The organism is Arenibacter sp. S6351L (assembly GCF_023016025.1).
GTDB classification, from domain to species: Bacteria; Bacteroidota; Bacteroidia; order Flavobacteriales; family Flavobacteriaceae; genus Arenibacter; species Arenibacter algicola_B.
On the sequence record NZ_JALKBB010000011.1, the window covers coordinates 70,737 to 84,931 of the forward strand.

Consider the following 14,195-nt stretch of genomic DNA (forward strand, 5'->3'; position numbering starts at 1 on the left):
CGCTTTTAAATGTTAAAATGCTGATTTTCATAATACTTTGATTCATGTTGTTGGCTCAGCCTGTTTTTTATTTGAATAGAAATGCATTAACATGACACCAAAAAAGGAAACACCGATTAATTTTTCTATTTGCCTTACTAATCCTGTTATTTTCAATCTATGAATAAACCTGTATAAAAAGAAGTACGGAAGTTAATAGGAAAAAAAGGAAAATTAAGGGGAATCGGTGAAATGGTTTCCGAGCCATTAATATGTTACCTTAATGTATTGGTTGATGCTCTATTGTTGGCTTTTAAGCCAAAGACTGGTGACATTTTGTATTGTACCCTAACAAATAATAAATCTTTTAACCTAAATAAAATAAAGTGATATGCTTTTAACTAAAGTACATTCTTTTAAACTGTTATGTATTTTTATTATAGGTGCCTTTATCTGTAGCTGTAGTGAAAAATCCAGCCTCCCGGCAGGGGATATTGACAATGGCGGCCTATTCTTGCCAGACATGTTTGAAGCTTTGGTTGTGGTAGATAGCATTGGGAATGCCAGACACCTGGCCGTGAATGAAAATGGGGACATTTATGTGAAATTGACAAACGCGAAGCAAGATTCGGGAAATGTAGCTATCCGGGATATAAATAAAGACGGTAAGGGAGATAATATCGCCTATTTTGGGGATTACCCGGCAGAGGAGGGTTATGGCCCAACAAGTATGAGGCTTTACAATGGATACATTTTTTATAGTACTAAAGACGCTGTTTACAGACAGAAGTTGACACCTGGCAAATTAGTGCCGGAAAAAGAAAGGGAAGTTGTTCTTAAATATGAAATTTATACTTCACATATAGCTAAGACACTCGCTTTTGATGACGAAGGACACATGTATGTAAATTTTGGATCATTAACTGATAATTGTCAAGAAGAAGATAGGACTCCTCTTAGCCCAGGTCAATATCCGTGCCCAGAATTTGCTAAACATGCCGGCATTTGGAGATTTGATGCCAATAAAATTAATATGACCCAAAAAGACGGGGTTAGATATGCCACTGGACTTAGGGACGGGATAGCTATGGACTGGAACCATGCCACTAATAGTTTGTTTGTATTAGAACATGGTAGGGACGATATGCATAGAATATGGCCGTCCCTTTATTCAGAATGGGAAAGTGCAATGTTGCCAGCTGAAGAATTTCTTGAAATCAAAGAAGGTGCCAATGGGGGCTGGCCTTATTACTATTATGATCAGATACAAAATAAAAGGATTGTATCTCCTGAATATAGAGATGTAGATTTAGAGTTAAAAGTAAGCGACCTAGTAGATCCTATTATCGGTTTTTCCGGACATTGGGCGCCAAATGATCTTTTCTTTTATACGGGTAATCAATTTCCGGACCGATATAAAAATGGGGCGTTTATTGCTTTTCATGGTGGTGGTCGTCGAGCTCCCTATCCTACAGGAGGTTTTGTTGTATGTTTTGTGCCATATATAAATGGAGAATTTTCAAAATCCTTTGAAATTTTTGCTGATGGGTTTATTGGAGAATCGTATAACGATGGCATGGGGCCTGCAGCGTATAGGCCGATGGGTCTAGCCATGGGGCCTGATGGTTCATTGTATGTTAGTGATAGCCGAAAAGGGAAAATCTGGAGGATCATGTACAAAGGTGATAAAGGTGATTTCGGTGAAGGTCAGTTAAGCAAGATGGAAGAGCGTAAAGCATTGGCACATATCAGGGATCCCCATGAAATCGATGACAACCTTTCCTATCGCTTTGCAGATGAGGGCCAGAAAATATTTAATACTTACTGTATTTCATGTCACCAGGCAGATGGCAAGGGAGACGGGAACCGTTATCCGCCATTAGTGGAATCGGACTGGGTAACTGGAGATAAAAAAAGATTGATAAAAGTGATTTTGGAAGGACTTGAAGGGCCTATATCCGTAAATGGAAAGTCTTTCAATGATATGATGCCTAAAATGGATTTTTTGAGTGATGAAGATATTGCCAAGGTGTTAACTTACATACGGATGAATTTTAACGAAAATGCAGGCGCAGTGCAGGAAAAAGAGGTAGCCCGATTAAGGGATAGGTTACTGGATGGACAGGATAAGAAATAGAATAACCTATTGACCAAAACGATATTTTGTCCTGGAGCCAGGACGGTAGGTCCAAAAGAAATGGCAACAGGAGAACATTCCAACAAAGAGTAATCATTAAACCGTTTATGCAGTACTAAATTAACAATATAATATAAATCCATGGGAACATCAAGTAACGAATCAAATGCTGTAAATCGTAAACTATTATTTTATGCAGGTTGTTTTGCAGTAATTACAAATGCCTTCTCTTTTAGTATAAGGGCTGGTATTTTACCACAATTAGGAGAGGAATTAAGTCTAACTGGAGAACAATTGGGATATATAAATTCTATGTGGTTCCTAGGTTTTCCTATTTCCATGGTTATTGGTGGATTAATCTATAACACAATTGGAGGAAAACTGATTATGCAATTTGCTTTTTTAGCGCACGCCATTGGAATTATTATGACCATATATTCTGGAAGTTATGCTGGGTTATTAATATCTACCTTATTGATTGGTTTCGGGAATGGTTGTACCGAAGCAGCTATCAACCCATTTGTAGCAGATGCATATGAAGGAAACATTATAATTAAAATGATGAACCGTTTACATATGTGGTTTCCGGGAGGAATTGTAATTGGAGCCTTAATTTCTAAATTTATGACCGATGGTGGGTTGAGTTGGGAAACTCAAATATGGGTGATTATGATTCCTACGCTTATCTATGGTTATTTATTCTATGGAAGGACTTGGCCCAAAGCGAAAACTCAGGATGCAACTTCATTGTCCAGTAATTTTAAAGCAATGCTATCTCCATTATTTATTTTTATGTTGGTATGTATGGCATTAACAGCAATTTCAGAATTTGGGCCACAACAATGGGTTGGATTGATCCTGGCCAAAAGCGGTGCGGAACCTATGTTGATATTAGCTCTAGTAACGGGATTGATGGCAGTGGCTAGATTCTTTGGTGGAGATGTTGTTAAAAAGTTCGATCAAACGGGCGTCTTTTTAGGATCTGCCGTTTTGACACTTATCGGTATATTTTTATTCAGTACCCAAACAGGAGGTATGGCCTATGTTGCGGCTATCATATATGCTTTGGGAATTGCTTATTTCTGGCCGAACATGCTCGGATTTATAGCTGATAAAGTTCCGAATAGCGGTGCTATTGGTTTGTCGATTATTGGTGCGGTTGGAATGGTATCTGGTTCAATATTTCAACCAATTATTGGGGGATGGATTGACTCTGATAAGGCGGCAGCCGCAGCAATAGGATTGACCGGAGACGAATTAAATTTAGTTGCCGGCCAGGCCACATTACAAACTATGACCGTATTCCCTGCCATATTAATTGTATTGTTTGTAATTCTTTTTGTTTGGGTTAAAAAAATTAAACAAAGGCAGTCGCAAGTTGTTTATCAAAAATAAAAAAGCGAGACCAATTGGTAAAAAAGAACTTACTAAATGATATGGGAGGATAGGAAAGGGACGATTTGTCTACCTCGCACCGGGGAACACACCTGAGGCTCTGGGACGCCCAATGATGGTGCGGCTGATTCGTAACTCGGTAAGATGGCTAACAAAGCAAACAGATGACAAGTAAATCGGAGTAATAAATATGTACAATATAGAGAAAAACAGCATACTAATGATACAGATACTAGAAAGTAAGGTAAAGGGTATACAGCAGAAAGGGCATAGTTGTCAAGCTCGTCTTTTGGGTTTTTTCAGTCTCAAAAGGCGCTTGGGCAGCTATATAGGTCTATGTACCTTGTTGACGTTCGCGTGTGTTAGTCGAGGTGCTTCGCAAACTCAAATGGTACAGGCTCCGGGGCCATGGCCCACGACGGCTTGGTCCGCAACCGCCCCCGAAGCGGTAGGCATGGATAGTGCAGCGTTAAAGGAAGCGGAACAAATTTATCCGCGTATTTTTCCTAGTGGCTACAGCCTGCTTGTAATTAGGAACGGGCAACTTGTATCCGAGTCTTACTTCAATGGTCAAACTGCCGAGACTCCCAACCATATTTATTCCGTCACGAAAACGTTTGTCGCGACATTGTTGGGTATTGCCGTGAAGCAGGGATGGATTGACGGTGTAGACCAACGCGTAGCTGATTTGTTGCCCGAATACTCGGTTCATCCAAAGTTTGCAGAATTGACCTTAGAAGACGTGCTGACCCACCGTTCGGGCATTCGAAGCAGTAGGGGCTCTGCAGACATAACTCTAATGCTTGAAGGTGAACCCCAATCACCCCCCGGAACGGCCTTCGAGTATAGCAATATTGCGCCAAGCTTAATTACAGCCATTCTGGATAGGTTGGCCAAAGAAGGTGTGGCTGGGGATAAGTCTGACGTCTCTGGCTTGGCTCAAGAGTATCTATTTGGTCCACTGGGTATTGGTGTCAGTGAATGGAACAAGGGCTCCAACGGGGTTCCCGATGGGGCCAATGGACTCCATATGACTACCAGGGATATGGCACGCCTCGGCTATTTATTGCTGCGGGATGGGCGTTGGGAAGATAAGCAAATACTGCCGATGGGATGGGTAAAAGAGGCCTCGAAATACCGAGTGGAGTTTGATCGACAGAAGGGTTACGGGTATCTAAACTGGGTTCGAAGACAATCGGACATTGTACAGACCGCACAGGGCGATATAGAAGTGCAGGGCTATTTTGCTTATGGACACCGCGGGCAATTTATAGGGGTGTATCCAGAGTTGGATCTTTTGGTCGTGACGATGGCCGATGCAACCGACGCCACTCGGGACACGTATTTTGTACCTGATTTACTGCATGACTTTGTTCGTCGATTTGTTTTTTCAGCGGTCAAACAGTCCAACAATCCGCCAGGGCAGAAGTAACAACCTTTCTCTCTGCAAAACCTTTGCAATCAGATACTGATTCCGCTATGTGACAAAATATTAAACTATTGATGAAATCAAAGTGATACTTAGATTTCGTAAAAACACATTATAATTTAGTAAACTTTAAAACAAAATTTCGTATGAAATCAGAACCATCTTTACCAAAAAAGGGTGTCACGAGGCGCTCAGCCATCTCGTCGATGGCAGGATTAACAGCTGGAGTAGTACTAGCCTCCCCCTTGGCCTGTGCGCCGGCTTCAGAGAAAGCTCAGGAGAAAGCCCCGGAGAAAGCCACAATATTTGCTCTGATGGGCGACCACTATCACAACGCCGATATAGTCCGTACGGCACTGACTCGCGACATCGTTAAGGACATGGGTATATCCGTAAAGATGACCGATGACTACACATCTCTTAACGCTGAGACCCTGCAAGGATACAAGATGCTCATCGTTCATCGAGATGGGCGCATTTTCCCCGAAGGCAATGGACCCATTGGCGGAGGAGACAAAATGGTTTCGTTAGATTTCATCAATAATTTTGGCAAGAACATTAGCGAGGTCGCTGTTGTCAGCGATCCTCCTCTGGAGCCCACATCGGGTGAAATGAAGGCCTGGATGCAACCTCACCAGGGTAAGGCTGTCCGTGATTTCGTTGAGAACGGCGGTTCGGCACTGTTCTTCCACAACGTCACGGACGTAGGGAGTAGCAATACCGATTTTCGTCACGTGCTTGGCGCTGCCTATGCAGGACATCCGCCCATCCGAACCTTCAAGGTTAAGGTAAAAAAATCAGATCATCCAATTATGGAGGGCATTACCGATTTCGTCGTCACTGATGAGCAGCATTACATGGAGTACGACAAGGATCCAGCGTATGTTTTGATGGAGTCCGTGAATGAGGATGGTCTCCGCTATAGTTATAAGGGGAAAGACATGGGTACGACTGCTCCGGCAGTTTGGGCCTATGAATATGGGAAAGGCCGCGTCTGTTACTTGGAACCTGGTCATCTTCTGACAGCGCATTGGAACCCTATGTACCGTAAGTTGAAGCAGAATGCTGTCCGTTGGTTGCTGAGGCAAAGCTGATAGCTTTTCCGAAGGGACTCCGATATTGAGGTAATAACGTTTCTCTCAGGAAAACCTCTGCGATCAAAAGCTGATTCGGCTTTACCAGAAAATAAAACCACTTTAGCGAAACAAAGAGATACTTAGATTTCTAAATAATACACTAATTCGGATATTAGAAAGGCCAATTATAATTTAGTAAACATTAAACCAAACTTTCGTATGAAACCAGTTACATCTTTACCAAAAAGGAATAGGGTAATGAGCCGATTTCTCGTTCTTTTCGCTATGGTCTTTAGTCTAACGACCGTACTATCCGCCCAGATCCAAAATACTTCGGAGGTCTACATGTCTACCGATCGGCCACGTGCTCTGGCAGTGATCGGGGACCGCTATCACTCACCGGTCCACATCCGTAATGGCCTGATGGGCCCGTTGGCACTGGAGAACATCCCGGTGGTCTACATCGAGAACCACGAGGCGCTTACCGCCGAGGTCCTGAAGGACGTTGATTTGCTGATCTTCTTCAAGGACGGCAATATCTGGCCCAACGGCCACGAGCAGGGCTCCTCCCCGGTAAAGTGGATGACCGATGAGCAGCAGAAGGCCATCTTTGATTTCGTGAACAACGGTGGCGGGTTTCTGGCGCTGCACAACTCGCACGGCCTCTATCCTCCGAACGGACCCTTTTACGAGATTTTCGGAGGTGACTATGGTGGCCATCCGGCTCCGGAAGAGTTTATGATCCGGATCGAGAACAAGAACCACCCTATTACGGCGGGCGTTGAGGATTTCAGGACCTACGACGAGCAGCACATGAGCAAGTACTATGGGGACCGCGAGCACCTTCTGATGCGGAACATCTCGGACGCGAACAAGTCCGCCCCTGCCGGCTGGTGGCGGGAGATAGGCAAGGGACGATTTGTCTACCTCGCACCCGGACATACACCAGAAGCACTGGGACATCCAATGATGGTACGGCTGATTCGCAACTCGGTAAGATGGCTCACCAAGCAGACAGATGACAAGTAAAACGTAGTAATTATTAAGTTAACCAATTGTAACATGAACGAAACGACACAAAAATACCTTTTCGTTGGGAGTTATACGGGATTTGAACCGGGACAGCTAGGCTGGGTTGGCTCAAAGCAACCTGGGGTAGGCATCCTCTCCTTTGCGTTTGATAGTTCCAATGGTTCGCTGAATCCCACAGGCAAGGAGACAAAGCAAGATTCACCGACATGGTTGGAGATTCACCCTAATCGAAGGTTTCTTATTGCTACTCACGAACTCTCCCACCATACAGGGGTGCAGGCCGGTGTCGGATTTGTGACTTCGTACAAAATCCTGCCCGATGGCGGGCTAGAGAAGGTATGCACCCAATCAACTGGTGGTCGAGGAAATACGTGCGCAACATTTGACCGGACAGGACGTTTCTTGCTCGTGACAAGGTATTGGGAGGGTGGTATCTCAGTACTACCGTTCGACCCTGATACCGGAATGATTGGCGAGGTTACGGCACAGCCCGATTACAAAGGCTCCGGCCCAGTTCCCCTCCGTCAAACAGTTCCGCATCCACACGGTATCCATGGCGATCCCCGAACAAACTTGGTGTACGCTATGGATTTAGGCACAGATGAGGTTCACCAGCACGTTCTTGATGGAAAGACGGGCAAATTAGCACCACATAGTGATGTGAAGTTAACTACAGGTAGCGGTCCGCGAGGCATCAACTTTCACCCGCATCTAAGAGTTGCTTACGTGAATTGTGAACTTAACGGTACCGCCATCGTTTGTTCCGTTGATGATGAAAAAGGACTTGTGCCAATTCAGACCGTGCACTGTTATCCAGAAGGCTTTAAGGCGCAGGGCAACCCGGAAAACCTCGGCAAGGCTGATTTCTGGGGAGCCGAAGGTTGCTTGTCCGTCGACGGAAAGTACTACTACTACATCTGCCGGGTCCACCAGAGCATAGCAGTGTTTAATGTGGATTCTGACGACGGTAAATTGACTTTTTCGAGCCGATGTGCGTTAGCGACTAACTCCAACGCCAGGAATCTTACCATGGACCCCAGTGGAAGATTTTTGTTTGTGGCTAGCCAGGACGCTGACCGTGTGGAATGTTTCCGTATTAAGCCGGGAACCGGGGCAATTGAGCTTGCGCACACTCAGTTTGCCCCTTGTGCCGCTGATGTAGCCGTGCTTTGACGACGGAGATGATGTAGAGTTTCTAATAAATTACTGTTTCAAGAAATCTAACATGTTTTCCTTTTTCTTGTGCTGCAGAAGAAATTTTATTACTAAAAGCAACCAATTATGAAAAAATTATCAACTTTAGTCAAATTAGACTCCTATCAAATAATACTTATCCTAACAATAATTTCCATCTGGTTATTATCAGGGAGTTCAGTGCCACCTGATATTCAATTTCCAGTGAATGTAGGTGTAAAGCCTGAGAGTATTACTAAAGGCTTTAATGGAAACTACTATGTTACTATAATGAATGGGAATGATGAAGGTGATGGTGAAGTAATAGAAATTTCTAATAATGGTGTAAAAGTATTTGCAAATGGCTTTGATAACCCTAAGGGTATTGTCTATTTAGATAATCATTTATACTTTTCAGATTTAACACGTATTTGGAAAGTAGATGAAGAAGGTAATGCAAGTGTTTTTATTAAGAAAGAGAATTTTCCCAAAGAAGTTTTGTATTTGAATGATGTTGCGGTAGATGCCTACGGGAAAGGCATTTTTGTGGCCGATATGGGTGCGACTAAATACATGCGTGATGGAAATAACCAACTTTGGCCTCTAGACAGTGAAGAGGCAAAATTGGTTCCACAATTAGGACGTATTTATCATGTTGATTTGAACGGTAAGGTATCCATAGCGCAAGACACATCCTCATTAATGTTAAACCCAAATGGCGTTGGAATTGACAATGATGGTAATATTATGGTGGGTGCATTTTTTCTAGGTAATTTTTTGGTAAAACGGGATGGGGAATTAAAACCGTTGAAAGGCCAATTTCGAGGCGCTGATGCAGTTGAACAAGATAGTAAAGGTAATTATTATATCAGCAGTTGGGTAGCAGGTACGGTATGGAAAATCGATGGTGTAACTGAAGAATCAACGGTACTAATTGATGGGTTAAAATCTGCCGCAGACTTTTATTTGGAAGAAGACAAAAGTCGGCTTCTAGTTCCAGATATGCTGGCTGGTAAGGTTTATGCTGTTGATATTGATAACTAAAGATATTTTTACAAATCGTGTCCAGCATTCCCTCCAAACAATTTACAAAGATCATTTAAAAGTCTGTGACAAGGGATAAGGTTGCTATATCCTATCGGACAATAGATTACGCAATCTTTAACCTACCTATTATTGAAATCGGAAAGAAGAAATTAGGGAAAGTCATTTAAAATGATCGCCGTCTATTTTGTTTGCTCAGCATGGGGCACACTTGACGATATTATTAATGTAGATATTCAATGAAGAATTATACAACAGCTACAATAAAGAATACAGATAGTATCTATAAATTATGAAAAACATTAAAAAAATCAACTTTCAGGATCATAGTATGGCTTGGTCGATCTGTCTTTGCTTTTTAATAGGAAACATATTGATAGTGGAGGGCCAGTCATTACCAACCTACAATACGGCAAGAAACGGGGAGATATTTCAAATATTTCAATTCCCCAGAAATCAAATGCCACGAATCGACGGGGACAAAAGGGATTGGGAGCTCGTGCCTGAAAACTACACCTATGGAACAGATCTTTTGAACGATACCGAAGACGGTATGGGCACCGATATCGACCCCAAAGATCTCGACGTAAAAGTAACCATAGGCTGGGTCAAAGACCTTAACCGTATTTATTTTCTTTACGAGACCTACGACGATTTTTGGGATTTTGAACGTTTTAATCCCGAGGGTTATATGAATGATATTTTTGAATTGGTAGTGGACGGAGATCTTTCGGGAGGTCCCTTTATACAAAACCCCGTATATGATCGTGAGCAGATGAAATGGGAGCCACAGACCACTACTTATATTGAAAATCATTTTAACTTCAGTGGTGTACATGCGCAGAACTACCATATATATACTCCACCCGTAAATAATGCATGGGCTTTGGTGTGGGGAAGCCAGTCATGGATTTCCGAGTTTCCGCATGCAAACTATGCCTATAATTATGATTTTAAGCATGGGGAAAGTGGTACTTTGGTGTTGGAAGGTTGGATCACCCCTTATGATTATGCTCCCTATGAAGGGCCGCAAAGAGCTGTGGAATCGGAACTAAAGGAAAACAAGGTCATCGGCCTCTCTTGGTCGATATTGGATTTTGACGGGGGGAAAAGGGAAGGCCATGTCAATCTCGCCCACAATGTCAAAATGGTTAGCAATGCCTCCTATCTTTGTGCATTTCAACTGATGCCGTTGGAAAAAGTATTTTTGGATCCCATTAAGGCAGCATGGACCTTTAAGGTCATTGACGAGGAAATGGGAATAGTAGCCTTTAAGGATGAATCTATAGGTGAGATCGAAAGATGGAAATGGGATTTCGGCAATGGCGACAGCTCAACTGAGCAAAATCCGATTTATAGGTTTAAGGAAAAAAATGTACGCACGGTCATTACCTTGGAGGTGGAAGGGGCCAACGGCCGTTCCAAACGTACCCGATACTGGGAAGTGATGATACGGTAGGCTTATTATGTCGTGGTTTTTCAAGATTCAATATTTCATTGCTACTTAAATATGACGAGCTATTTGAAAATTTGAGACAATGACCATAGTGCTCTAATTACAAATTATGGACAAAGCACCTCTTATTTTATAATACGATTTTAAAAAATGAAAATTCAAACCATTAAAATACTCCTTATCATGAAAAATAAGATTATATCAAGTTCAGCGTCATTAGTATTTTTGATTTTAGTCACGTTACTTTTATTCACAAACTGTCAAGAAGAAAAGGAAAGAACAGACAAGGAAGTTTCTGAAAAGAGTGAGGCCGTAATGGAAAAACCAGATATTTTTTACCAATATTCCATTTGGTATGCCTTTGTAAACAAAATTTTCGAAGGAGATTTGAGCGCAAAGGAATTAAAGACTAAGGGAGATATTGGACTAGGTTCTTATAATTTACTGGACGGGGAACTCATTATGCTCAACGGTATCCTTTATCAGGCCTCTGAGGACGGGAAAGTCCATAAACCTGAAGATAGTAAAAAGATAGTTTATGCCAATGCCGCCTTTTTTAATAAGGATTTTTCTTATGAATTGCCAAAGGTTGAAAGCTATGATGATCTTCGTGCAATTATCAATGATAAATTGCCTACTAAAAACTTTTTTTATGCCTTTAAGATTCATGGAGAGTTTTCAAAAATGAAATGTGGGGGGTTGCACAAACAAAAAGCTCCTTTTGAAAAGGGATTGGACGTCCTAATACCAGAACGGCCCATCTTTGAAAGGGAGAATTTTAAGGGAACTATGGTAGGTTTTTATTGCCCCACATTTATTGGTAATATCAACGTGGCTGGATATCACCTACACTTTGTTTCGGATGATGAGAAGTTTGCCGGGCATGTGATGGAATTTGAAGGTGAAAATCTTACCTTGGAAATAGACGAACTGCACAAATATCAATTCGATTTACCTAATACTGAAGATTTTGAAAATGTAGCTTTTGACAAGGAGTTTCAGTACAAAAAGCAATGATGTGATTATAATCTTAGGGTTGATTGTTTTGAAAATAGTGTAATTAATAAAATTGTTTATCACTTATTAGAACTGTTTTTTGTTTCACTCTTAGAACCCTTCATCTCCTCCTGATAAAATGGAAAGTTTAAAACTTGGGGTTTTTGGGAGATTAAATATTTAAGACGAACAATGTTCTTTTTTGAAAAGCTCATATAATTCAGAATATTAGTTTGGCTTTGCTGTTAAACTAATTGAGACGGAATCATGGAGGGTGCCGCAGATCCAAAGGAAAGAAATACCTTGGAAGCTGCGCTGAAGACCAAAGGAATCCAAAGGGCCCTGGCCAAGGTCATTGTATTCCCTGTGATCATGTTGGCCTGTTTCCTGATACTCATCTTCTATTTTAGGGCCAAGGGAGGATACAGGCCCGTGGTGTTGGAGAAAAGTTGAGATAAGTTCAATCCCAAATATAATGGGTATTTGCTAGCCGATCCCTATTTAAGACATTTTAGAGTTAGTTGTTAAGTTAGTTTTGTACAAGGGGCTCCCAGTTATTGGGGGCCTTTTTTTATTTTCATCAATCTATAATCCCAATTTCCCAAAGTTTAACCGCAACTTTCCACTATCATACTTTCATGGGTGATGTAGGTGTTATTATTGGTGTCCTTAGGTTTGGTATGTTAGTGTGAATTATTTGCGAAAGGGAATCAGGAAAACCGTTCTCCATCTTTTGTATCACACATAATTCCATAAATATATGATTTGGTATTGAGCACATTAACAAATCTTCATTTCATGGTACGAGTTTATTTATTTTTTACAATCTTTATACACCACTAAATTTTAAATAAACCAAATGAGCGTATTTAAAAAATTAATAGGCATTGAATTGGCATTGCTTTTTTTAATTTTTCACCAAGGAGTTTTTTCCCAAATTCCAGTGAAAAGCAGACCCAACGTCATTGTAATTTTGACCGATGACCAGGGCTCCATAGATTTGAATAGTTATGGGGCAACCGACCTGCATACCCCAAATATGGATAGGTTGGCGAAGGAAGGTGTAAGGTTTACCCAATTCTATGCTGGAGCACCGGTATGTTCACCATCACGTGCCGCCCTTATGACCGGGAAGACCAATTTGCGGGCTGGGCTGGAGGGAAATGTCCCTATACCTGAACGTGCACAAAGAAGTGGTGAACATGGATTGCCTACGGAGCAGATCACTATGGCGGAGATGCTTAAGCCCAATGGCTATTATACGGCCCTGATTGGTAAGTGGCACCTGGGACATAGGGAACAGAATTTGCCCAACGGACAGGGGTTCGATTATTTTTTTGGACATCAGCGAGGCTGCATTGATAATTATTCCCATACCTTTTATTGGGACGGGCCCAACAAGCACGACCTGTATAGAAATTCAGAGGAGGTATATTATGATGGCCAGCATTTTTCCGATTTAATGGTGGAAGAGGTCAAACAGGTTATCAACCATACACAGGATAAGCCGTTTTTTATTTATTGGGCGTTTAATGCGCCGCATTATCCCTACCAAGGAACTACAAAGTGGTTGGACTATTACAAGGATCTTCCAACGCCCAGAAAGGAATATGCCGCTTTTGTATCCAACACGGATGAGAAAATTGGGAATGTTCTGGATTATCTGGACGAGATGGGTATAGCGGATAACACCATTGTTATTTTTCAATCAGATCACGGGCATTCCTTGGAGGAAAGGGCATTTTGGGGAGGTGGTAATGCCGGTCCGTATAGGGGAAGTAAATTCAGTTTGTTCGAAGGGGGTATCCGTGTGCCGGCCATAATCCGTTATCCGGGAATTATTCCTGCAAATGAAGTTCGCGATCAGTTGAGTATGGAGATGGATTGGTTTACTACTATCGCGGAATTGACCAAGTCCGAAGTTCCCGATAATTTGGATGGAAAAAGTCTTATGCCCATTATTCTGGATAATAAAAAGGAATCAGGTCATGAGGTAGTGCACTGGCAATTGGGGAGTTATGACGACAAAACGGCCCAATGGGCTGTTCGCAAAGGTTCATGGAAACTTATTGGAAATGTAAAAGAACCTGTTGTTGAAGGGAAGAAAATCGATTTGGAAAAATTATACTTGGTGAATCTGGAAAATGACATTGGTGAAAAGAAAAATTTGGCCAAGTCCGATCCAAAGAAGATGAACGAATTGTTACAGTTACATAATTCCTGGATAAAATCGGTGCGGTCAGAAATGAAGCAGTAGCTAATTTTCTTATTTAATTTTAGCTGGTCTCATAATAGTACAAGTTAATTTATTTTAAAAGGAACAAAGGGAAACCACTGTTCCTTTTTTGTTGTATAACCATAATATTACAGCCAACTGCTACTAGTTGCCATCATTTTAGGTGTTTTCAAAAACAATGATTTCCATCTATTTGTAAAAGACTAAATTTCAAGAATACAAGCGTGAAAATAAATGTACTA

The 14,195-nt window shown here is 41.7% G+C and carries 11 protein-coding genes; all 11 read left to right on the top strand.

What is annotated here, in order from left to right; translation table 11 throughout:
- Positions 1-370 precede the first annotated feature (370 nt).
- Entirely contained in the window at positions 371-2,116 is a 1,746-nt protein-coding gene (locus MWU82_RS11105; RefSeq protein WP_247096431.1) for a c-type cytochrome, read from the top strand.
- A 141-nt stretch (positions 2,117-2,257) separates the two neighbouring features.
- Positions 2,258-3,511 carry an MFS transporter gene (locus MWU82_RS11110; protein ID WP_246998248.1) on the top strand — a complete coding sequence of 418 codons (1,254 nt, stop codon included), beginning with the start codon at positions 2,258-2,260 and terminating at the stop codon, positions 3,509-3,511.
- A 454-nt stretch (positions 3,512-3,965) separates the two neighbouring features.
- On the top strand, positions 3,966-4,943 hold the full coding sequence (locus MWU82_RS11115) for a serine hydrolase (protein ID WP_247096432.1): 978 nt from the start codon (positions 3,966-3,968) through the stop codon (positions 4,941-4,943).
- 143 nt (positions 4,944-5,086) lie between these two features.
- Entirely contained in the window at positions 5,087-6,034 is a 948-nt protein-coding gene (locus tag MWU82_RS11120) for a ThuA domain-containing protein (protein ID WP_247096433.1), read from the top strand.
- Positions 6,035-6,274: 240 nt separating this feature from the next.
- On the top strand, positions 6,275-7,045 hold the full coding sequence (locus tag MWU82_RS11125; protein WP_247096434.1) for a ThuA domain-containing protein: 771 nt from the start codon (positions 6,275-6,277) through the stop codon (positions 7,043-7,045).
- Between the two features lie 33 nt (positions 7,046-7,078).
- Positions 7,079-8,221, top strand: coding sequence for a lactonase family protein (locus MWU82_RS11130; RefSeq protein WP_247096435.1), 1,143 nt, complete (start codon positions 7,079-7,081; stop codon positions 8,219-8,221).
- Between the two features lie 108 nt (positions 8,222-8,329).
- Complete coding sequence (locus tag MWU82_RS11135) at positions 8,330-9,265, top strand: SMP-30/gluconolactonase/LRE family protein (RefSeq protein WP_247096436.1); 936 nt, start codon at positions 8,330-8,332, stop codon at positions 9,263-9,265.
- Between the two features lie 292 nt (positions 9,266-9,557).
- Positions 9,558-10,724, top strand: coding sequence for a PKD domain containing protein (locus MWU82_RS11140; RefSeq protein ID WP_247096437.1), 1,167 nt, complete (start codon positions 9,558-9,560; stop codon positions 10,722-10,724).
- Between the two features lie 180 nt (positions 10,725-10,904).
- Positions 10,905-11,738: an acetolactate decarboxylase gene (gene budA, locus MWU82_RS11145; protein WP_247096438.1), complete on the top strand. Its 834-nt coding sequence runs from the start codon at positions 10,905-10,907 to the stop codon at positions 11,736-11,738.
- A gap of 246 nt (positions 11,739-11,984) precedes the next feature.
- A complete protein-coding gene (locus tag MWU82_RS11150; RefSeq protein WP_247096439.1) occupies positions 11,985-12,170 on the top strand; it encodes a hypothetical protein in 186 nt (61 codons plus the stop codon).
- Positions 12,171-12,576: 406 nt separating this feature from the next.
- The gene (locus tag MWU82_RS11155) at positions 12,577-13,974 is read left to right on the top strand and encodes a sulfatase-like hydrolase/transferase (RefSeq protein WP_247096440.1); all 1,398 of its coding nucleotides are present in this window, start codon (positions 12,577-12,579) and stop codon (positions 13,972-13,974) included.
- Positions 13,975-14,195: the final 221 nt, after the last annotated feature.

Excerpts from the sequence above, each read along its gene's own strand:
- MWU82_RS11125 (WP_247096434.1), top strand. The coding sequence starts at position 6,275 with ATGAGCCGATTTCTCGTTCTTTTCGCTATGGTCTTTAGTCTAACGACC.
- MWU82_RS11155 (WP_247096440.1), top strand. The coding sequence starts at position 12,577 with ATGAGCGTATTTAAAAAATTAATAGGCATTGAATTGGCATTGCTTTTT.
- MWU82_RS11120 (WP_247096433.1), top strand. The coding sequence starts at position 5,087 with ATGAAATCAGAACCATCTTTACCAAAAAAGGGTGTCACGAGGCGCTCA.
- MWU82_RS11135 (WP_247096436.1), top strand. The coding sequence starts at position 8,330 with ATGAAAAAATTATCAACTTTAGTCAAATTAGACTCCTATCAAATAATA.
- budA (WP_247096438.1), top strand. The coding sequence starts at position 10,905 with ATGAAAAATAAGATTATATCAAGTTCAGCGTCATTAGTATTTTTGATT.
- MWU82_RS11110 (WP_246998248.1), top strand. The coding sequence starts at position 2,258 with ATGGGAACATCAAGTAACGAATCAAATGCTGTAAATCGTAAACTATTA.
- MWU82_RS11150 (WP_247096439.1), top strand. The coding sequence starts at position 11,985 with ATGGAGGGTGCCGCAGATCCAAAGGAAAGAAATACCTTGGAAGCTGCG.
- MWU82_RS11105 (WP_247096431.1), top strand. The coding sequence starts at position 371 with ATGCTTTTAACTAAAGTACATTCTTTTAAACTGTTATGTATTTTTATT.
- MWU82_RS11130 (WP_247096435.1), top strand. The coding sequence starts at position 7,079 with ATGAACGAAACGACACAAAAATACCTTTTCGTTGGGAGTTATACGGGA.
- MWU82_RS11115 (WP_247096432.1), top strand. The coding sequence starts at position 3,966 with ATGGATAGTGCAGCGTTAAAGGAAGCGGAACAAATTTATCCGCGTATT.
- MWU82_RS11140 (WP_247096437.1), top strand. The coding sequence starts at position 9,558 with ATGAAAAACATTAAAAAAATCAACTTTCAGGATCATAGTATGGCTTGG.